This is a genomic window from Halomonas sp. NyZ770, assembly GCF_020616575.1.
Lineage (GTDB): Bacteria > Pseudomonadota > Gammaproteobacteria > Pseudomonadales > Halomonadaceae > Vreelandella > Vreelandella hamiltonii.
Window position 1 is genome coordinate 3,034,942 of record NZ_CP085143.1, and the last position, 21,529, is coordinate 3,056,470.

The following is a 21,529-nucleotide window of genomic DNA, read 5'->3' on the forward strand; positions in this document are numbered from 1 at the left end:
GCTTAGCGATCGGTTTGGCTTAAAAGCTCAGCTCGACGCCGCCATGAACACTGCGCCCCGGCGCAGGCTCGTAAAAACGCCCAAAGGTGCCGTTGATGCGCACGTTGTCGTTGTACTCTTCGTCGAACAGGTTACGTAGCCCCAGATAAGCGCTCAGCCGCGTATCACCACTGAGCTGCCACTCATCGCCTACACGCAGGTTGACCAGCCAATAGCTGTCGACTTGGGTGGCATTGGCGTTGTCGGCCATCAGGCTACCGATATATTCGGTTTCCAGCGTGGCAAAACGTTCCTGTTGCTGCCAGGTCAACTGGTTGATCCAGGTCTGCTCGGGCAAGCCGGGGAGCCGATTGCCATCAAAATTCGCCCCTGAATCGTCAAAGTTATCGAACTCGTAGCGCGCCAGCGTCAAGGCACTGTTCACCCGCCATGCATCGGCCAGCTGCCAGCCCAGTGCCAACTCGATCCCGTCACGCTGGGTATCGCTGGCGTTCTCGTAGAAGGTGCGCCCTCCTTCATCGAAAGGCACCAGCTCATCGCGCACCCGCACGGAAAACAGCGCCAGATCGTAATCCAGGGCCAGCGGTTCGACATACCCGCGCATCCCGATTTCTCGATTCCAGGCTTTTTGCGGCTCGATGGCTGGGTTGAAGCCCCCGCCCGCAGGGTTGGCGAATTCGGCAAAGGTGGGGGTTTCGAACGCGGTGCCGGTGTTCAAATAGAGTTGATGCTGCGGCAGGTAACGGTAGCTCACCCCGGCCGAGCCGCTCCATTCGTTGAAGGAGCGTCGGCCACTCTGGTCGCCATCTGCCAGAAAGTCATCGTCTACCCTGAGCGCCACACGATCGAAGCGCGCGCCCAGCGAAAACGTCACCTGCTCGGAAAGCGCCAGATCCCCCTGAGCAAAGACGCCGCTGGAGGTGGCACGCTGGGTTTCGTCAGCCGAGGCATCCCCCACCGCGCCCACGGCATTGACCCGATTGCGGTAGCGGTCATCCTCCTGGCGAGCAAGGTCGACGCCGACCACGTAATCGAGGGGCAGCTCGCCCAGCATGGCTGCCTGGTGATACTCGGCGCTGGCCCCCATGTAATCACGGCGATAGCCCAAACGGCTGTCACCGACAAACGGCAGCTGCTGTTCGAAATCACGACGAGCCACAAAACCGCGCAGGTACAAGGCGCCGTCCCCCAGCGCCAAGTCTTCGTATTGCAGCCCCAGCACCTGCTGTTCGGCCTGCTGCCGGGCATCCAGCGCCAGGGCGTTGGGCGCAGCCTGATCGCGCCCCTGCGCAACCTCGGTGGCCGTCAGGGCACCGGGATCTTCCGAGCGCGGGTTATCCAGCACGTTGATGATGGCCGTCAGTGCCCGTTCACTGCCCAACTCACGGCGCAGCTTGGCATTCAGCAGGTACTTTTCCGTGGCGCTCTGCTCGCGATAACCATCCACGTTGAGGGCCGTCAAGCTGACATGATGCGACCAATCCCCCTGCGCGCCACCGTGCTGCAGCGCCACTTTCTGATAGCCATGGCTGCCCGCCCCCAGGCGGATGCGAGTGCCAGGGTTGTCGCGCCCATCGGCCGTGGTCACGTCGATCACGCCCCCGGCAGCATTACCGTAGAGCACCGATGAGGGGCCGCGAATCACCTCGATCCGTTCGGCGCTGTCCAGGTCGATGGCATCCAGCTGCGCTTGACCATCCGGCAGGGTATACGGAATGCCATCCACCATCACCGTAATCCCCCGTACGCCAAACGGCGCCCGGGCACCAAAACCACGAATGGCGATACGCTGGCCCTGGGCAAAATTATCGCGGTTCTGCAGCGATACCCCGGGCACCCTGTTCAGCGACTCATCCAGCCGCACCCGCTGCTGCCCCTGCTGGATCTCCTGGGCGTCGAGGGTCGAAACAGCCGCTGGGGTCGCATAGAGTTCACGGGCCAAACGGGGAGCGCTGACCTCCACGGCAGGCAGCACGGTACTGGCCTCGGGCGCAGTTTCCGCCGCCGCCGGGGTCATCACCACCGACCCCAACAACAGAGCCAGCGGTGTACGTGAAAACGGTAGTTGAAAACGATGCATGGATTCCCTTCCCAATGATTGGCGCTCAGCCTAAGCTGAACGATAGTGTAAGTGGTTGGTCTTATAGGTTAGCTAAAAAAGCAAAGGAGGCTTTATGGCGTTGACAGCGACAGACCCGATCAAGATGATTTTTGCGGTGATCTTCCCCCCTCTCGGGGTGTTTCTCGAAGTCGGGCTAAAAGGACATTTCTGGCTCAATATCCTGCTGACCCTGTTTGGTTTCATACCGGGCATCCTTCATGCGTTCTATGTCATCTTGAAGCACTAGCCCGCTCGTATCACCCCGTCTGACAAACGCCGCCTTGCCTCGTGCAAGGCGGCGTTTTTGCACCCGCCCTTTATCTTTCCAGCAGTTCTTTCCAGAGGTTCTTTCCGAAGGTCATGCCTGCTTGTTAACAGCGGGGCTATCCGTTTCGGGTGGCGCTTCGCTCAGGTCGTTCCCTTCACTGCGGCTGATCACGGACGAGCCGACCAGGTCTCCCGTCACGTTCAGTGCCGTGGCCCCCATGCCGACCAACGCATCGATTGCCGTCAATAGCGCCACGGTTTCAATGGGCAGGCCCACTTGAGCAAATACCGTCGCGATCATGATGATACCCGCCCCGGGCACACCCGCCGTCCCGACGGTCACTAACGTGCCGATCAGCACGATCTGGGCCATGCTCATGAAATCGAGCGGGGCACCAATGACGTTGGCGGCAAACACCGCCGAAATGGCAATACGAATTGCCGCGCCATCCATGTTCAGCGTTGCCCCAAGCGGCAAGCTGAAGCCATAGATGCTTTTCGGGATGCCCATGCGTTGGGCTGCATTGATGGTCAAGGGTAGCGTGCCTGCACTGCTTTGCGTCGCAAAAGCAGTCGCCATGGGCGTGCGCGCCTCACGAAAGAAGGTGCGTAACTTCACTCCGAAAAGCATCATGATCAGGCAATAAATCAGCAGCTGTACCCCCAGGGCGATATAGAGCACCATCACCATATCCCCCAGCGATACCAGGGTTGCCATTCCCTGCTGGCTGACCGTCTTGGCGACAATGGCAAAGACCCCTATCGGTACGAAATGCAGCACGCCAGCCATGACCTTGAGGGTGACTTCGTTCAGCCCTTCGATCACCTGATAAAGCTGTTCTCCCAGCGCATGCTGTTGCTCGGATTGGCGCAACTTCAGCAGGGCAATGCCAAAGACCAAGGCGGTAAAAATGATGCCCAGCATGTTCAGCTCGGCAAAAGCCGTCACGATATTTCTGGGCACGATGTTCAGCAAAGCATCGACCACGCCAGGGCTCTCGGGAACCGAAAAGCTCGCACTATCATTCAGCGTCATGCCGCTGCCAGGACTGAACAGCGTCGCCACGCTCAAGCCCACCATGATCGCCAAGGCGGAGGACCCCAAATAGTAGAAGAACACCTTGCCCCCTACCCGACCGGCGCTCCCCTCACGCGATTGATTCACCCCCACCATGAGCGTGAACAGCACGATGGGCACAATGAGAAAGGTCAACAGACGCAGCAGCAAATCCCCGACCGGGCCTAGCCATGTGGCGACCCACTCGCCGCCCACCAGGCCGACCAGCACGCCCAGAACCAGCGCAATGGTCACGCGTAAAATAAGCGACGCCTGAAGATAGCGCTTCCATAGATATTTCATTGAGTGCCCTGTTGGTGTAAATGGTTGATGTAAATAGTGGGTGTGAATCGTTGGTAGGAATCAGCGATAGAAATCAGCGGTCTACATCGTGCGTCGCAACATCATGACGTGGCCTAGCTTAGCATGGCGCATGGGCCTCATTTTACAACGCGCATGAAGGCCCCGTTCTCCACCACCCTAGCCACGCCACAGGTTTTCTCTTCGATTGCCGGAGCTCCCATGAACAGCATCAACCCCAACAAGCTACACCACAGCAAATGGACCGCGGTCACGCCTTGCAACAAGGAAAAACATTTCATCGTGACCCAACTGCTGCGCGACGAGGCAGAGCAGGTCGTCGATGTCGTGCTGGAAGCCGTGCATTCCCACCGTGAAACCACGCTGCCCTGGCAGGCGCTCAAGGATGACCAGACGTGGAAAATGGGCTGGAAATAGCGCTTCCCATGGCAAGACTCAAAAAATAATCACGAAAGGCTTTGACCCGGCAGCGCAAGCATGACACTGTAGCGTCAGTTGGTTAGTAAGCAAGCAGCATGGTTTCAGTTGCGTACGATCTTTTTCGTTAGCCTGAATATTGTATTCCTTGTTTCACCCGCTACTTCATCTGGGTCATACCAGGAATTTTATTAAGGCGCATCAGCGCAAAGGATCTACACAATGGCAACTGGCACAGTTAAATGGTTTAACGACACCAAAGGCTTCGGTTTCATCGCTCCTTCTGACGGTGGCGACGATCTGTTTGCACACTTCTCCGAAATCCAGTCTGACGGCTTCAAAACCCTGCAAGAAGGCGCTAACGTCTCTTTCGACGTTACCCAGGGTAAAAAAGGCCTGCAGGCTTCTAACATCAAGCAAATCTCCTAAGTCTTCGGACTTGAGCATTTGCTGGAACCCACGCCTCGTGTGATGGGTTCCACCAGAAAGGCCCGCTTCGGCGGGCCTTTTTGCGTTTGAGCGTCATCTGCAAACTACACTCGCTCCCAGACGATGAGTCGTGCATCCACGGTCAACGACAGCGCCTCCAGATTCGCCGCTCGCTCACGGCCTTCGGCACTGGCGCGGTAAAGGTGAGGCGTCATGGCCAGCAAATCGCCAATCGACTCGGCCCCCTTCAAAGTGACCACATAGCGCAGCTCATGCGCTGAATGCGCCACAAAGCCTGCGGGCATCTCGGGAGACTTTTCACGGGCGGGCTTCAGGGTCAGGTAGATGACTTCACGCAGCTCTCGCAAATGCTCAGGCCCCGCTTCCACCTGCAGCAGCTGCCCACCCGGCTTGAGCACCCGCGCAAACTCCGCATGCACCGGAAAGCCGAACAGGCACAGCACGCTGTCCAGCGTGGCAGACTGTACCGGCAGCTGCGCATTGCTTCCCACCACCCAACGGCACGTCTCGGCCCCCTGCCTGGCAGCCGCCAGCACCGCCCACTTGGAAATATCCAACCCCATCAGCGCCAGCGACTGTTCGGCAGGCCATCGCCCCGCCAGTTCACGCAGGTAGTACCCCTCGCCACACCCCGCATCCAGGCAGTGATACGCCTCCTGCCCATGCGCATGGCGCTGGAGGATCTCGCTCACCGACTCGGCAATCGGCCGATAATGCCCCGCCGCCAGAAAACGCTGGCGGGCAGCCACCATGGGCTTGCTATCGCCAGGGTCCGTCGAGCGCTTCTGCTGCACCGGCAGCAGGTTCACATACCCCTGTCTGGCCACATCGAAAGCGTGGCGGGCGGCACATCGCCACGTATTGCCTTCCAGATAGAGCGGTTCGCCATCGAGCGGGCAGGCCAACGCCTGAAAGGGGGTGCTATTCATCAATGGGGATTCTCTTGGCAGCCTTGTCGAGCGTATGCGCAAGCACGCTATACTGCATCACCCTGCAAGACGATCAGTTTCAAAACCGACCACGATACCGGAAAGCCCGCACAACACAATGCACGCAGGTGTATCAAGCATCCGGCAAACAAGGCGAGACACCATGCAAGCATTGCTGCGCAGCGCGGGCGCTTGGCCCTACCTGATGGCCATTTTCCTCAATGCGTTTGTGGATCTAGGGCACAAGATCGTTATCCAGAACACGATTTTCAAAAGCTACGACGGTACGCAACAGGTGGTGCTGACGGCGCTGGTGAATGGCCTGATTCTGCTGCCGTTCATTCTGCTGTTCAGCCCTGCGGGCCATCTTTCCGACCGGATCCCCCGCGTCAGCGTGCTGCGCGTCTCGGCCTGGGCGGCCGTGGCGGTGTCGCTCGGTATCACGGCGGCTTACTACCAGGGCTGGTTCTGGCTGGCGTTTGCCATGACGCTGCTGCTGGCCATTCAGTCGGCCTTCTACTCCCCTGCCAAGTACGGGTTGGTGAAAGGGCTGTTTGGCAAGCCACGTTTGGCCGAGGCCAATGGGCTGGTGCAAGCCGTCACCATCGCCGCGATACTGGCAGGCACCGTGGCCTTTACCGCGCTGTTCGAATACTGGGTGCCTGCGGGCGGCGGCTCCCCTGACGAGCTGCTGCGCCACATTGCCCCGTTGGGTTGGCTGCTGGTCCTCAACAGCGTCCTGCAGGTGGTCGCTCTGTACCGCTTGCCGCTGGACCCACCGCGCCCCGCGCCCACCCCCTTGACCTGGGCGCGCTACCGCAGCGGCACCGCCCTCAGGGAAAACCTGCGACTGATTGCCCAGCAGCCCGTACTGCGGTTGTCGATCATCGGCCTGGCCACGTTCTGGTCGGTGGGCCAGGTGCTGCTGGCCGCCTTTCCGTCCTATGCCAAGGATGCGCTTTCCATCGATAACACGCTGGTGCTGCAAGCCATCCTGGCCGCCAGCGGGATCGGGATTGCGCTGGGGTCGCTGCTGGCCAGCTCGCTGTCCCGCAACCGCATCGAAACCGGGCTGATTCCGGTGGGAGCCGTTGGGGTCGCCATCGGCCTGTGGTGCCTGCCCCTGTTCACGACGCCCACCAGCCAGGCGTTGAACTTCGTGTTCATCGGCATCATGGGCGGACTGTTCATCGTACCGCTGAACGCGCTGATTCAGTTCCATGCAGCCGACCACCAGTTGGGCACCGTGATGGCCGCTAATAACTGGATCCAGAACCTGGCCATGCTGGGCTTTCTGGCGCTTACCGCGCTGTTCGCTCTGGCAGGGGTCGATAGCCACTATCTGCTGCTGTTGATTGCCAGCGTTGCCATGGCGGGCGGCGCTTACACTATCTTGAAACTGCCGCAGAGCCTGGTGCGCTTCGTATTGGGGTTTCTGCTCACCCGCCGCTACCGGGTTGAAGTGCATGGCCTGGAGAACCTGCCTGCCCAGGGGGGCGTGCTGCTGCTGGGCAACCATATCAGCTGGATCGACTGGGCCATGGTGCAGATTGCCAGCCCACGCCCCGTGCGCTTCGTGATGCTGCGCTCCATTTATCAACGCTGGTACCTGCGCTGGTTTTTCAAGGCCCTGGGCTGCATCCCCATCGAACGCGGCGAGCAGGCCGACATTGCGCTGGCCAAAGTGGCCAACATGCTCAATGCAGGCGAGGTCGTGTGCCTGTTTCCAGAGGGTGCCATCAGCTATAACGGCCAACTGGGCGAGCTGCGCCGAGGCTACCAGCGCGCCTGCCAGCAGGCCGACCCGAGTGTGTGCATCGTGCCCTTCTATCTGCGCGGGCTGTGGGGCAGTCAGTTCTCCCGCTCCTCCAGCAAGCTGAAGGAGCTGCGCAACGCGCCGCTGCACCGCTCCGTGGTGGTCGCCTTTGGCAAGCCGCTGCCGAAAGACACCTCCGCCGATGTGCTCAAGCGGCGCATTTTCGAACAGGCCACCCACTCCTGGCTGCACGCCATGGATACCTTGCCCAGCCTGCCCTGCGCCTGGATCAAAAGCGTCAAACGCCGCCCCGGCGCGCCTGCCGTGGCAGATACGTTGGGTAGCGCATTGAGTGCCGGCCAGGCGCTCACGGGCAGCCTGTTGATCGCCAAGCGTCTGATGCGCCACAGTGCCCAGGAGCCCGTCGTCGGGGTGTTGCTGCCCACCAGCTCGGCGGGGGTATTGGCCAATATGGCGACGCTGTTGGCGGGAAAAACGCTGGTCAACCTGAACTATACGGCCAGCCAGGAAGCACTGGCCTTTGCACTTCAGCAGGCAGAGGTACGCACGCTGCTCACCTCCCGGCGGTTTGTCACCAGGCTGGAGCAGCGCGGCCTCGACGTCACACCGCTGTTGGCCAGCCTTCGCGTTCTTTACCTGGAAGACCTGCAGGCCAGCATGACGCGCCGGGAGCGGCTGATGACCTGGCTAGCCGTTCACTGCCTCCCCGGTTGGCTGCTGCAAACGCTCTTCTGCCGCGCACAGGATGCCCGCGCCACGGCGGCCATCCTGTTCTCCAGCGGCAGCGAAGGGATGCCCAAGGGCGTCATGCTCAGCCACCGCAACCTGATGGCCAATATCAAGCAAACCTCCGACGTACTGAACACCCAGCACGACGATGTGGTGATGGCCTCGCTGCCGACATTTCATGCGTTTGGGTTCACGGTGACTCAGCTGCTGCCACTGGTGGAAGGGCTGCCCCTGGTCTGCCACGCCGACCCGACCGACGTATCCGGGGTTGCCAAGGCCGTCAGCCAGCACCAGGCCACCATCATGTTCGGCACCTCCAGCCTGCTGCGGCTGTTCAGCCGTCACCCCAAAGTGCAAGCCGAGCAGTTGCACAGCCTGCGCATCGTGGTCGCCGGTGCCGAGAAGCTGGATGAGCGCGTGCGAGAAGGCTTCATGGCCAAGTTCGGCAAGCCCATTTATGAAGGTTACGGGGCCACCGAAACCGCTCCGGTGGTCTCGGTCAACTTGCCCGACACGCTGGGCTCCCGTTCGCAGCCGCTGCAAAAAGGGCATCAGCCGGGCACGGTGGGCATGCCGCTGCCGGGCACCAGCGTGAAAGTGGTCGACCCAGAAAGCCTGGATGAACTGCCCACCGGGCAAGCCGGTATGGTGATCGTCAGTGGCCCTCAGGTCATGCAGGGCTACCTCCATGACCCCGAACGCACTGCCTCGGCGCTCAAGACGCTGGATGGGCAACGGTGGTACGTCACGGGTGATAAAGGATACATGGACGAAGACGGCTTCTTGACCCTCATCGACCGCTACACGCGCTTTGCCAAGATCGCCGGAGAGATGGTCAGCCTGACCGCCGTGGAAAACGCCGTCCGCGCAGCCCTCGAAGAGGCCGACACCCCCTTGATGGCAGTCAGCCTACCCGACGCACGCAAAGGCGAGCGGCTGGTACTGCTATCGGAAACACCCCTGGACCGCCAGGCAACCGCCTCGGCCATGCGCAGCCAAGGCACCCCCAACCTGATGATTCCAGACCACTGGCTCACGACGGCTGCCCTGCCCCGCCTCGGCTCCGGCAAAGCCGACTTCGCAGGCGCCAAACGGTTGGCAGAGCAGCAGCTCAGTGAGCCTTGATACTCAATAGCGCGGCCGACTAGAGGGGCAAACGGCAAGGACTTTCACAGACACAGGCACAGGCAAATGCGCCCCTAGTCGGGTGCGCTGTTGCCTCCGGTTTCTGCGCTGCTTTCGCTGCTGGCGTCTACGCGGTTGTCGCTGCTGCCTTCGCCGGGCCCGCGGGGGGTGCGTTCATGGGTTTCCTGGCGGGCGCTCGACGTGGTTCCCGAGCGCTGGCCGTGGCCCTTGGCCACGTCGTGGTGGCTGATGACCATGACCTCGCGGGGCCACCATTCGGGGTGCTCATCGCGGATGTAGGCCATGAGCTGCTCGCGGATGTTCATTTCGGCGGTCCAGCCCGATAGCGGGTCGGAGGTCATCAGGTAGCAGGTGACGCTCTGCGCATGTGCCGTTTGGCCTGTGACGTAGCACAGCAGCTTGTGGTGCTCGACCACGGACTCTTCGGCCTCGGCAAACTCGATAAACTTTTCACGAATTTTGGAGATGTCGGCACTCAAGTGCAGCGTCAGCTCCAGAAAGCGATACATCTTGGCACTTTTGACCGACAGGTTCTCGAAAGGCTTCGAGATGAAGTAGGTCACCGGCACGATCAAGCGACGCTCATCCCAGGAGCGCAGGCGGATGAAGGTATAGAAGATACCCTCTACGTAGCACCACTGGCCCTCGAAGATCACCAGGTCACCGATGCGCACCGGCTTGGCCAGCGAAAGCTGAAAAGAGGAGAGAATGTTGCCCAGCACCGCCTGGCCCGCAATGCCCACCAGCACGGCCAGTACGCTGGCCGAGGCCAGCAGCGAAAGGCCCAGGGATTCGAACAGCTTGATCTGCCCCAGCACGTACACCGATACCGACACCACCGTGACCAGAATGATGCCACGCCGCAAGGCGTACAGGCTGGTCAGCAGACGGCGCTTGTCGCGGGGCTTGGTATCGTCGATTTCCCCCACCAGGCGACGCGTCATGCGCAGCATGATGGTATCCACCAGGCGTAGCGCGATGGTGCCCGCGCCCCAGGCCATCACGGCAATCAGCAATACCCGGAAGGTGGTAGTGGCCACGGCGGAAAACGACACCACGTAATCCAGCAGTGCCTGAGTGAACAGCGCCATCACGATCAGCGCAACGGGCACCCCGATCTGGTCGGCGAAGATGGTCGACACGCCGGAGGGCAACAGGCGCGCCACGAGCCTCACGGCATAGTAGGCCACGACGCCCACTCCGCTCACCGTCAGCAAAAACAGCGGAATGGCCAGCCACTCCCATACCTTCAGCATGCCGAACGAGGTCTTGAACCGTTCGGGGATATACTGCTCGATCACCGAAGGCCCGTACTCTTCATACAGCTCGGGAATCGCTGACACACTCTCCGGCATCACCAGCCACACGGGGTCTTCATCGGGGATGCGGTAACGGCCCAGGCGCACATCGTACGCATCGCCATTGATCTGCAACGAGGCCAGCTCGATATTACGTCGGGGTTGGCCTGTCATCGGGTTCTGGCCGGACGGGTCTTCAATGGCCGCATCCTGACGCCCGGACAAGTTGGAGGCGTTGAGCCACTCGCCGCGCCGCAATACTTCGGCCAGCTGCTCGGCCAGTTCGGCCCCCCGGCCGGGCTGCTCACCCGAGTCGATATCCGCCAGGTTGAGCAGATGCGCGGCGGCCGCGTAGTCCCCCTCCTCGGTGAGCGTCAGGAAGCTGCGAATCGCCTCCCTGGGCGATAGCCGCTTGACCTCTTCCGGCGCTTCGCCCAGTCCGGCATTCAGCGTGTCTGCGGTGAACCAGCGCTCATCTTCGCTTTCGTCGCCTTGGCTCTGCGCCAGGCCCATGTGCGAGAAACATAGCCCTACCAGCAGTACTAGCCAGTATCGCCATCCGTGTGCTTTCGTCATTCTCGCCTCTATCCGTGCTTATGGTTGGACCAAGTACAGACCACGTTAGCCTGTGAGGCAAGTCACGCCCCGGCGGGCGATCACTGTGCCAACCCTCCCAGGCGCTGCAACGCCTCATCATAAAGCCCCGTCAGCAGTAGCGCCCCTTGGGCATTTACCCGGAACTGGCCATAGTGCGCCGCTTCGTAGCGCTCGGCATGACCCTCCTGAAAGAAGAAGGCGTCGGTGGCAAAGCGCACCTGCCCATGACGCAGGCGAAACGCCAGACGGCGCTCGTCACTGGCCAAGGGTGAGCCATCGTCCAGGCGCTGAAAACGAGCGACCTGCGCATCGTCCAGACGCACCACGACCTCGCCATTCAGGGCGTCAGGAAGTGCCTGGGAGTGATCCTCGTAAAGCACCTGCCGCAACCGCTGGGCCAGCGCAAAGTCGAGCGCCATGTAATCGCCCTGCATCAAGGAACGCGGGTCCACCGGTGCCAGCGCCAGGTAGACGATTTCGCCTTCGGCCAGGTGGCGCTCCTTCTGCCAGATCGCAACATTGACGGCCGCCAGCACCAGCAGCGTGGAGAGCACCAGCGCCCAGCGGAAGCGACTGGCACGGGCACGGTGCTCCTGTGGTCTGAAGGCAGCCTCGTGTGCGCGCCTCGCCAGCAGTCCACGCGCCCCCAACACCGCTATTCCCAGTAACAGCAGTAGCCCGGATTTGGCCAGTAGCGACAGGTCCAGCCAGTAGTAATAGTGCCCCAGTGCCACCAGCCAGAGCACCACGCCTGCGCCCAACACCAGCCGCTGACCCAGGGCGTATCCGAGCAACAACAGCGCCAGCCCGGCGCTCAGCCCCGGCACGTAGAAGGCCACCCCAGCCGTGAACAACGCAGCGGCATAGGCAAGCCTGCGTGAAGCGGGGGGCACGGCACACGCGGTGAGCGCACGATGTACCACCCACAGCAGGGCGCCCCCTGCCAGCAGGGTCGTGACACCGCGCACCAGCCCTGGCCAACGGGGCGCCGTACCCAGCAGGCTATCCAGCCCGCTGGGCGCCAGGGCGTATAGCACGCCTTGCACGGCCATCAGGCCCATCAGCAAGCCCAGCCCCCAGGCGTGCATCGCCTCCGGGTGGCCACGCCCCCACGAATACCCATGCCAAACGCTGACCACCGCCAACAGGATCAGGCCGCTGGCGGCAGCTCCCATACCGTGGAGTGCCAGAGCCATATACAGCGCTATACAGGCCAGCAACGTCGCCACGAAACGGTGCAACGCGCTGGGCATCACCACGGCCAGGCCGACCTGCAGCATCCACAGTAGCCAGACGCTCTTCCAGGCACTGTTCCAACCACCCTCCGAGCCAGCTCCCCAACTACTCGCCAGCAACGCCCACGCCACCAGAAACTGCCCTGTCAGGCTGAAGACCAGCGCCAGATGCGTCATCACGTCGTGCGAGCGCATTTTCCGTAGCACGATAAAGCCAAGCCCAAGGCAGCCCAGCCCCATCATCAGCGTCAGGGGGCCGCTGTCGATGACGGCCACCAACAGCGTTGCCACGAACCCCAGCAAACACAGCGCGGCCAGCCACCCGGCCACGGCCTGTACACCTCTCAGCAGCCATGGCAGCGGGCCTTCTCCCGCCATGCGCTTCAACCAGGCCACGCTCAACATGCCTATCGCGGTGACGGCAACGGCCATCATCAGCAGGCCAATCGCGTAGCCGTCACTCGACAGCCAATAACGTGCCATCAGCCACAGGACCAGCACCATCACCGACAGGCACCCTCCCGCCAGCATGAACAACTCCAGGCGAAGGTAGCGATATACCCCGTACAGCAGCGCCAGCCAGGTGCCATATACGGCCACAGGCAGATAAGCGTGGGTCAACGCGCCCGACAGCCAGTGCATCATCAGCAGGGTCACCGGCACCCCGCTGCCCAACGCCAGCACGCGCAGCGCCCAGCCCGCTGGCCAGCCCCGCCGCTGCACGCCCCACTCCCAACCGGCCAGCGCCACGCTATTGACCACCGCCAGTCCCCACAGGCCCGCCACCTGAGGCCATTCCAACGCCCCCCATAACCCCCAAACGCTGGCATAGAGCCAGACGGCCATGTTCACCAGCCCCCACCACAGCAGCCACAGCCCGCTCAGGCGGGCCATGACGACCCAGGGCAGGGCCAATACCGCCCAACCCGCAAACAGTTGCCACGGGTCTGCCCCGGTCTGATACACCTGCCCGATCAGCGCCAGCAGCACACCCACCACGCACACCGCCATGCATAGCGCCAACTGCCTGCCCCTGGGCCGCCGGGCCTGCCACAGCGCCATGCCCACGGCCAGCAACAGCACGGCTTGCAGCAAGCCCAGCCGCGCCCAGCGTCCCATGCCGGCCCAGTGGTAGGCCACGAAAAACAGCAGCGCACCGGCAAGGGCCAGGCAAGCCAGCCAAGGCAGCAGCCGCATGAACAGCTGGTGCCAGTCCGCGCTCGTTGGGTAGCTCAGTGGGTTCTGCTCATCAACTCTTGAAGGCATACGCATGGAGTCCACAGGGGCCAAGGCCTTGGCCAGTAAGACATGACGCCTGACAGCGCCATAGCGATATAAAGGTTATACACTGACAAAGAAGTGGAGAACTTCTCCTCTCCTCCATCGTCAAAGGTGACGCTCTTCCTGCACCTTGGACATGTTCTTCTACGCAGAGGCTCCCCCATGCTGATAAAAATTGCCAAGCCCAGTGATTTGAAAGAATCGGATGTCACCCCGGAATCCATCTATCTGTCGCGCCGACAATTCATGGGCGGCATGGCGGGGCTGGGAGCTGGGCTTGCGCTGTCGGGGCACGCCCGCGCCAATGCAGACTATTCGGATGTGCCAGCAGGCAGCGGCCCAGAGTGGCTACAGCAAAAGATCGGCGATACCCAGTGGGGAGCCGTGACCCCCAGCGACCCCGACACAGACACTCTCACCCCCTTCGACGATGCCAGCGGCTATAACAACTTTTATGAGTTCGGCACCGGAAAAACCGACCCCGCCCGCCGGGCTGGCAGTTTAAAAACCGAACCCTGGAGCGTGGTGGTCGATGGCGAGGTGAACAACGGCGGTCGCTTTGCGCTGGAAGACCTCGTCAGCCCTACCCGGTTCGAAGAGCGCATCTACCGCTTGCGCTGCGTGGAGGCGTGGTCGATGGTCATTCCCTGGCTGGGCATTCCGCTGGCCGACATCATCACCCGCGCCGAGCCCACCAGCAAAGCCAAGTACGTGCGCTTCGAAACCCTGGTGGACCCAGAGCAGATGCCTGGCCAGCGCTCGTCGTTTTCGCTGATCGACTGGCCTTACGTAGAGGGCCTGCGCATGGATGAAGCCATGCACCCGCTGACCCTGATGGCGCTGGGCATGTATGGCCGCGAACTGCCCAACCAGAACGGCGCACCGCTGCGCCTGGTGGTGCCCTGGAAGTACGGGTTCAAGAGCATCAAGTCGATCGTGCGCATTTCGCTGGTCGAAGAGCAGCCGATGAACTCCTGGCAGCTGATTGCCCCCAACGAGTACGGCTTCTATGCCAACGTCAACCCGGAAGTGGATCACCCCCGCTGGAGCCAGGCAACCGAACGCCGCCTGCCCAACAGCCTGTTCAGCCCCAATACCATGGACACCCTGATGTTCAACGGCTACGCCGACGAAGTGGCCGAGCTGTATGCCGGCCTGGACTTGAGAGCCAACTACTGATGGCCACACCACGCACCTGGTGGCTATGGCGCGGCGGCGTGTTCCTGGCCGCGCTGGCCCCCCTGCTGTACTGGAGCGGTCAGGTGGCCAGCAACGCCGCTGGCCCGGAACCCGGGCGCTACCTGCTACTGAACCTGGGCATTGGCGCGCTTTGGCTATTGCTGATGACCCTGAGCCTGACCCCGCTGACCAAGCTCACCCGCTGGAAAGGCTTCAACCTGATCCGGCGGCAGTTGGGGCTGTGGACCCTCGCTTACGCGACCCTTCACCTGCTGAGCTATGCCCTGTTCATTCTGGGGCTGAACTGGGCCCTGCTGGGCAGTGAGCTGGTCAAGCGGCCCTACATCGTGGTGGGCATGATCGCCCTGCTGGGGCTGGCCGTGCTGGGAGCAACCTCCAACCGCTGGTCGATGCAGCGGCTGGGTAAACGCTGGAAGCCCCTGCACAAGTTTGCCTACGTCATCCTCGCCCTGGTACTGCTGCACTTCTTCTGGGTGGTACGCGCCGACCTGCGCGAATGGGCCGTGTATGCCGCCGTTTCCGCTCTGATCATGGCGACCCGCCTGCCGCCAGTGGCACGCACGCTGCCCAAGCTGCGTGTTCGGTTCAGCCGCTGATGAGGTAATCCCCCCCCACGTAGAAACAGGTTCATGTTCTGTTCATCGCATACGGTTATGCTGCGTGCTACCCACCGTATCCAGCATGGAGTCAACGACATGGCAGTCGACTATCGAAGCATGGCGCGGCGGATTCCTGCGCTGCTCCTTCTCTGCATGGCACACGGCGCTGCCGCAGAACAGCCTCTTCGTGTGGAGCAGCTACAGCGCTGTGGCGACCTTCTGGCCACGTCGCATCAGGAGTTTTGCCTGATCGTAAAAGGGCTCGACCATTCGGATTTCCAAGCCAAGCTGAACGGGGAGTCCATTCCCCAGAGCCAGCTTCGCTATGACGCGAACGAGAACGAGGGAGAGGTGCGTATCCGCCTGGAGGCGGATGAGGTGCAAAGCGGCCCGCTCTGGCTGGAACAAGACGACCAATCCAGCAACCCTGTCTGGGTCAGCCTCAAGGCCAGCCACGTCGTGGCGGCCACCGCGCAGGAGGTGGCCGAGAACATGGATGGCATCACCACCTACGTCGATCTGGTCAGTCTGATCATCGAAGAGAGCCACGAGGGTGCCGAAGAAGCCCAGCGGTTAGCGGAAAAGTATGGGGCCGAAGTGGTCGGGATGATCCCGCCTCTCAACACCTACCAGCTCCGGTTACCCGCCGACGACCTGGAAGAGCGCGATGCCCTGGTACTGCGGCTCGGTAACGAAGTGAGCGTGGATACCGTGGTCATCGAAGAGTCTGGCGCGGAAGAGAGCGTTGAGCGTGAAGCCGACGCGCCGCCCAGGGCGGACGACCAGGAGTGGGCATCGAACCGCTTTCTGGATGCGGTGAACTTCTACCAGCGACGCCTTGGCCAAGACAGTGATATCGACACACAGCCCATCCGCATTGGCGTCATCGAGCGCAACGTGGACTTCGATGCCCCCGACTTCGCCGACTACCTGGGCGACTGTCGCGCCGACACCCGCCGAACCTGCGTCTACGGCCGCGATGCCGCGACACCCGACGGCCATGGCACGACAGTGGCAGGCGTTCTAGCCGCAGCATGGAACGAAGGCGGTAACAGTGGCTTTCTGCGCGGGCTCGACGACGTTGGCCCAGGTTTCGACGTGATCGTGGAACGCAACTCCGATGCGGGCATCACGGCCAACATCGCCGCTTCGGTCAATCTGGTGGAGGACGGGGCGCGCGTACTCAACTGGAGCTGGGGCATTCATCGGGTAGGTGCCATCGATATCAACGGCGACGAGGTCGATTCGCTGGTGCGCTCGGGCATCGCCATGAGCGGCTACGAAGAGCTGCTCGAAGAGTTCTTTCTCTGGCTACGCCGGGAACACCCGGAGGTGGTGGTCGTGAACTCTGCGGGCAATGCATCGTCGTTTTCCAGCCGCGACGAATATCGCCTGCCCTCTTCGTTCGTGACGGAGCAACTGTTCGTGGTCGGAGGACATGAGCGCAGCGACCAGGACGTCAGCGTAGAAGACCCTCGCTACGCCCAAAAACGCGATGCCTCGAATATCGACATGCGTGTGGATATCACGGCGGCGGCCTGCGTGCGCGGTTCAAGCCTGCAAGAAGACGAGCAAGGCCCCGCCCACTGCGGCACCTCTTACGCCACCCCGCTGGTGGCAGGCCTGGTCGCCGCCATGATGTCCATCGACCCTGCGCTGACGCCTGCACAGCTGCGTATGCTGATACGGCGCAGCGCCATGACCATCGGTGAGGAGTACGATTTCGAGCCGGTGGATGCCGACGACCTGACCGCCCCCATCTTGCCGTCCGAGCGCGCCAATGAACTCAATCATCCCGACGTGGGGCTTTCGGCCAGGCTGGATATGTACAAAGCTCTGGACCTGACGGTACAGAGCCTGGCACGGGAGCGCTGAAGGCCCCCTCGGCCATGCCGCGCTCCAGATGCGGGCGGTAGATAAGCGCTCACCGCCCGTGTGCGATGGTGCCTAACCGAACACGCGACGCAGGTGGCGGCGATACTCTGCCTTGTCGCGCTCGACGTCCGGTGCCTTGATGACATCGTTGGCGATGAACGTGGGCTGGGCGGCCAGCCCGACGAACTCCTGGGATTTGTGGAACGCAAAGTAGACGCCATCGACCCCACGCCCTTCAAAGAAGTTGCCCGGCTCATCGAAGGCTTCGGCGGGGGCATTCCAGGTCAACGACAGCATGTAGTGGCGGCCCTGCAGCAGCCCGCCGCTGCCGTACTGTTTGGAAGGGTCCTGACGCGAACGGCCATCGCTTGCGTACAGCGCGCCATGCCCCTCGGTAAAGACTTCATCGATATAGCGCTTGACCGTCCAGGGCGCGCCCATCCACCAGCCGGGCATCTGGTACACGATGGTGTCGGCCCACAGGTAGTGCTGTACTTCGGCAGCAGTCTCGTAGCCTTGCTCGATGACCGTCTCGCGCACGTCATGCCCCAGTTCCAGCAGGGTTTCCTTTGCGACGGCATGCAGCGTATTGTTGAGTTCACCACCAGAGTGGGCAAACGCTTTACCGCCATTGATCAACAGTATCTTCATGGCTGACACCTCACTGTGTTGTCGATTGGCTCGCTTGATGTTTCACTGCGAGCCATTGAGTGGGCGCTATTGTGCAGTGAACAATGCCTTGGAAACAGCGCTCACCCCGCAAGAGACTCTTGCACAAAAATCAACAATCACTTGCCACGACCAGGCCTGGTAGCCATGAAAAGTACTCTGGAAGAGCAGCAAGCCTTCATTACCGTCGTGGACTGTGGCTCGATCACCGCCGCTGCCGAGCAGTTGGATATGACGGTCTCCGGCGTCAGCCGCGCCCTGCATCGGCTGGAGCAGAAACTGGGCACCACGCTCCTGCGCCGCACCACCCGGCGGCTGGAGCTGACGGAGGAAGGCGACACCTTTCTGGCCCACTGCCGCAGCATCCTGGCCGCCGTGGAAGCGGCCGAAGAGGCCGTGCAAGATCGCCATCAGCAGCCCAGCGGGCGGCTGCGCATCAATGCCGCGCCCAGCTTCATGCAGTTCGTGGTGGTGCCGCTGATCGAGGAGTTTCGCGCCCGCTACCCGCAGATCACCCTGGAGCTGGATACCCATGACCGCTTTGTAGACCTGCTGGAACAGCGGGTCGACCTGGCCATTCGCATTGGCGCGCTGGAAGATTCGTCGCTCCATGCGCGCCCCCTGGGCCACAGCGCCCTGCGCGTGCTGGCCAGCCCCGCCTACCTGGCGCGCCATGGCACCCCCTCTCAGGTAGCGGAACTGGCCCAGCACACCCTGCTCGGCTTCAGCCAGCTGGACCACCTCAACCGCTGGCCGTTGAACGGCGCCAATGGCCAGCCGCTGCATATCACGCCCACCCTGGCGGCATCCAGCGGCACCACTCTGCTGGAGCTGGCAATCTCAGGCGTCGGTATCGTTTGCCTGGCCGATTTCATGACCCAGGCCCCACGCCAGCGTGGCGCACTGGTGGAAGTGTTGCCCGACCACACCACGCTGATCACACAGCCCATCCATGCCGTCTACTACCGGCAGGCCACGCTTTCCCATCGCACGCGGCTGTTCATGGAGTTTCTGGCCGAGCGGCTGCCACCGCATTACGTTTAGCAGCGCGTTAAGGGCCAACATCGCTTAATCCACACCGCTGCCCTAAGATGCAGAGATAGCACCCCACCCACACGAGGCTACCCATGACGGTTGCTGCGCTGAACGCCCCGCTCTTTGCCCCCCATGCCCACGGCGCCTGCTGCTGCGGTTCACCGCTACTGCAACAGTTTCACGAACGGGTAATGGCCGACGTGAGCCGTCGCCAGGTATTGGGGGGCACCGCAGCCGTCATGGCCATGTTCGCCGGTCTGCAACTGCCGTCGCTGGCCAGCGCCCAGCCGCGCACCGCGAATGGCCCGCTGCTGTTGACCCATCTACAGCTGTTCGATGGTAGCGGCAGCGCGCTGCAACGGGACGTGGCCGTACGAGTCGAAGAGGGCCGCATTCGCGCGATTCTGCCCGCAGATGCCGCCGCTGAAGGGGCCGAAGTCATCGATTGTGGAGGACGCACGCTGATGCCTGGGCTCATCGACGCCCATTGGCACACCACGCTGGCCGCCATCACCCAAACCACCGCCATGACCGCCGATGTGGGCTACCTTCACCTGGTGGCAGCTCAGGAGGCCCGGCGCACGCTGATGCGTGGCGTGACATCGGTGCGCGACGTGGGCGGCCCCGCCTTTGCCCTCCAGCGCGCCATCGATGAAGGCATCGTCGATGGCCCCCGCATCTTTCCGGCAGGCGCCATGATTTCCCAGACCTCCGGCCACGGCGACTTTCGCCTGCGTCACGAGGTGCCCAGAGGCAGCAACACGCCGCTCAGCGAACAGGAACGCCAAGGCGTCGCGGCCATTGCCGATGGTGAAGACGAAGTCCTGCGACGCACCCGGGAGCAGCTCATGCTGGGCGCGTCGCAAATCAAGCTGATGGCGGGCGGCGGCGTGGCTTCCATCTACGACCCACTCGACAGCACCCAGTTTACCGAACGCGAATTGCGCGCCGCCGTGGAAGCCGCCGACGACTGGGGCACCTACGTGATGGTGCACGTCTACACCTCCAGAGGCATACAGCGAGCGCTGCGAGCCGGGGTGAAATCCATCGAACACGGCCAGCTGGCCGATGAAGAAGCCGCCCGCATGATGGCAGGTGAAGGTGCCTGGTGGAGCCTGCAGCCCTTTCTGCAAGACGAAGATGCCAACGTCTACCCAGACGCCGCCCGCCGAGAAGCCCAGCGGCAAGTCGCCGAAGGCACCGTCCGTGCCTACGAGCTGGCCCAGCGTTTCAACATCCACACCGCCTGGGGCACCGACATCCTGTTCAGCCCTCAGAATACGTCCAACCAATTGCGCCAGCTCGCCAAGCTCACGCGCTTCTACGACCCGCTTACCGTACTGGCCATGGCCACCGGGCGTAACGGCGAACTGCTGGCTCTTTCCGGCCCACGCAACCCCTACCCCGGCACGCTCGGCAAAATCGAGCCCGGCGCCTGGGCCGACCTGCTGTTGGTCGACGGCGACCCCAGCCGCAACCTGGACTTCCTGAACGACCCCGAGCAGAACCTGCGCCTGATCATGAAAGGCGGGCGTATTTATAAAGACACCCGATAGCCCCAGCGCCAACACAAGCGCTAGAACGTCATGACCTCGACCACCCAATCGATGAATACGCGCAGTTTGGCGCTGACGTGTCGGTTGGGGGGAAAGGCGATGTACATCGGCATGGGCGCGATGTCCCAATCCTCGAACAGGCGCACCAGCTCGCCGCGCGCCAGATGCCCCTGGGCAATGTAATCAGGGAGGCAGACGACCCCCAGCCCCGCCACGCCCGCAGCCAAGCAGGCATTGCCATCATCGACCGAAACGATGTAGCGGCCTTGTGCCTGAACACGCTGACCGTCACGGTGCAGCACGCACGAAGAAGCGATTCCCGCACGCACCGACCGAAACCCCACAAGATAATGCGGAGGCGCCGACAACGCTTCAGGGTGCGACGGAAAGCCCGCTTTTTCCAGGTAACTGGGAGCTGCATAAACCCCCATCGTCAACTCGCCCACACGACGCGCCATCAAGGACAGATCGGTCAGCTCGCCGCCCCGCACCACGCAATCCACCCGCTCACCGATGATATCCACCATGCGGTCACTTACCCCCATCTCCAGTTGAATATCGGGGTATTTCGCGTGAAAGGCAGGCAACGCGGGTATCAGCATCATGCGTGCAAATGGGCTAGGCACATCGACCCGAAGCCGACCACGAGGGAGAACGGCGGCATTGGAAAGGCTGGTCTCGGCATCATCCAGCTCGGCCAACAGCTTGATGACGCGCTCGTAATAGGCCGCCCCGTCAGCCGTGACGTTCACTTTTCGCGTCGTTCTGTTGAGCAGCGTGACCCGCAGGCGCGCTTCGAGATACTGAACCTGCTGCGTCACACTGGTTCGGCTGATCTGCAGTGTGTCAGCAGCCTTGGTAAAGCTGCCGGTTTCCACCACGCGGGCAAACGCCTGCATGGCATCAAAGCGATCCACAGTTGTCTTCCCTCCATGATTGTTTGGCCACAGCAAACAATGTTGATCATGATCCCGCGTTTATCCACACGCA

The 21,529-nt window shown here is 62.2% G+C and carries 16 protein-coding genes; 9 read left to right on the forward strand and 7 right to left on the reverse strand.

All coding sequences use genetic code 11. The features are described 5' to 3' along the window. Positions 1–19: 19 nt before the first annotated feature. Positions 20–2,017, reverse strand: a complete 1,998-nt coding sequence (locus LG409_RS14070) for a TonB-dependent receptor family protein (RefSeq protein ID WP_189463820.1) — start codon at positions 2,015–2,017, stop codon at positions 20–22. A gap of 157 nt (positions 2,018–2,174) precedes the next feature. Here LG409_RS14070 and LG409_RS14075 point away from each other — a divergent pair, with 157 nt between their 5' ends. Then, positions 2,175–2,348: a YqaE/Pmp3 family membrane protein gene (locus tag LG409_RS14075; RefSeq protein WP_016914759.1), complete on the forward strand. Its 174-nt coding sequence runs from the start codon at positions 2,175–2,177 to the stop codon at positions 2,346–2,348. Positions 2,349–2,459: 111 nt separating this feature from the next. Here the strand turns inward: LG409_RS14075 and LG409_RS14080 are convergent, their stop codons facing one another. Beyond that, positions 2,460–3,728, reverse strand: a complete 1,269-nt coding sequence (locus LG409_RS14080; RefSeq protein WP_193460854.1) for a dicarboxylate/amino acid:cation symporter — start codon at positions 3,726–3,728, stop codon at positions 2,460–2,462. A gap of 219 nt (positions 3,729–3,947) precedes the next feature. Here LG409_RS14080 and LG409_RS14085 point away from each other — a divergent pair, with 219 nt between their 5' ends. Together LG409_RS14085 and LG409_RS14090 are read left to right on the forward strand one after the other, a co-directional pair. Next, entirely contained in the window at positions 3,948–4,163 is a 216-nt protein-coding gene (locus tag LG409_RS14085; RefSeq protein ID WP_193460855.1) for a TIGR02450 family Trp-rich protein, read from the forward strand. A gap of 222 nt (positions 4,164–4,385) precedes the next feature. Further along, positions 4,386–4,592 carry a cold-shock protein gene (locus LG409_RS14090; RefSeq protein ID WP_009095703.1) on the forward strand — a complete coding sequence of 69 codons (207 nt, stop codon included), beginning with the start codon at positions 4,386–4,388 and terminating at the stop codon, positions 4,590–4,592. Between the two features lie 104 nt (positions 4,593–4,696). Here LG409_RS14090 and LG409_RS14095 read toward each other — a convergent pair whose 3' ends face one another. Continuing rightward, positions 4,697–5,542: a putative RNA methyltransferase gene (locus LG409_RS14095; RefSeq protein WP_193460856.1), complete on the reverse strand. Its 846-nt coding sequence runs from the start codon at positions 5,540–5,542 to the stop codon at positions 4,697–4,699. 163 nt (positions 5,543–5,705) lie between these two features. Between LG409_RS14095 and LG409_RS14100 the strand changes: the two genes are divergently transcribed. Then, complete coding sequence (locus tag LG409_RS14100; protein ID WP_227406942.1) at positions 5,706–9,173, forward strand: acyl-[ACP]--phospholipid O-acyltransferase; 3,468 nt, start codon at positions 5,706–5,708, stop codon at positions 9,171–9,173. A gap of 74 nt (positions 9,174–9,247) precedes the next feature. Here the strand turns inward: LG409_RS14100 and LG409_RS14105 are convergent, their stop codons facing one another. After that, the gene (locus LG409_RS14105) at positions 9,248–11,068 is read right to left on the reverse strand and encodes a mechanosensitive ion channel family protein (RefSeq protein ID WP_227406943.1); all 1,821 of its coding nucleotides are present in this window, start codon (positions 11,066–11,068) and stop codon (positions 9,248–9,250) included. Between the two features lie 80 nt (positions 11,069–11,148). Next, positions 11,149–13,590, reverse strand: a complete 2,442-nt coding sequence (locus LG409_RS14110) for a GDYXXLXY domain-containing protein (protein ID WP_227406944.1) — start codon at positions 13,588–13,590, stop codon at positions 11,149–11,151. A gap of 177 nt (positions 13,591–13,767) precedes the next feature. On the opposite strand from LG409_RS14110, the gene msrP reads away from it, so the two are divergent. The 3 genes from msrP (at position 13,768) to LG409_RS14125 (ending at position 17,279) form a co-directional block, all read left to right on the forward strand. Continuing rightward, complete coding sequence (gene msrP, locus LG409_RS14115; protein WP_039183466.1) at positions 13,768–14,784, forward strand: protein-methionine-sulfoxide reductase catalytic subunit MsrP; 1,017 nt, start codon at positions 13,768–13,770, stop codon at positions 14,782–14,784. After that, positions 14,784–15,401, forward strand: coding sequence for a protein-methionine-sulfoxide reductase heme-binding subunit MsrQ (gene msrQ, locus LG409_RS14120; protein WP_189463813.1), 618 nt, complete (start codon positions 14,784–14,786; stop codon positions 15,399–15,401). The genes msrP and msrQ overlap by 1 nt, the downstream gene beginning before the upstream one ends. Before the next feature lie 99 nt (positions 15,402–15,500). Next, positions 15,501–17,279 carry a S8/S53 family peptidase gene (locus LG409_RS14125; protein WP_227406945.1) on the forward strand — a complete coding sequence of 593 codons (1,779 nt, stop codon included), beginning with the start codon at positions 15,501–15,503 and terminating at the stop codon, positions 17,277–17,279. 72 nt (positions 17,280–17,351) lie between these two features. Here LG409_RS14125 and LG409_RS14130 read toward each other — a convergent pair whose 3' ends face one another. Then, positions 17,352–17,930 (reverse strand): NAD(P)H-dependent oxidoreductase, encoded by a 579-nt coding sequence (locus tag LG409_RS14130; protein ID WP_039183470.1) that lies wholly within the window; start codon positions 17,928–17,930, stop codon positions 17,352–17,354. Positions 17,931–18,095: 165 nt separating this feature from the next. Between LG409_RS14130 and LG409_RS14135 the strand changes: the two genes are divergently transcribed. Further along, a complete protein-coding gene (locus LG409_RS14135; RefSeq protein ID WP_039183472.1) occupies positions 18,096–18,992 on the forward strand; it encodes a LysR family transcriptional regulator in 897 nt (298 codons plus the stop codon). 83 nt (positions 18,993–19,075) lie between these two features. Next, positions 19,076–20,539, forward strand: coding sequence for a metal-dependent hydrolase family protein (locus LG409_RS14140; RefSeq protein WP_227406946.1), 1,464 nt, complete (start codon positions 19,076–19,078; stop codon positions 20,537–20,539). A gap of 20 nt (positions 20,540–20,559) precedes the next feature. Here LG409_RS14140 and LG409_RS14145 read toward each other — a convergent pair whose 3' ends face one another. Beyond that, positions 20,560–21,456, reverse strand: coding sequence for a LysR substrate-binding domain-containing protein (locus LG409_RS14145; protein ID WP_227406947.1), 897 nt, complete (start codon positions 21,454–21,456; stop codon positions 20,560–20,562). Between the last annotated feature and the right edge of the window lie 73 nt (positions 21,457–21,529).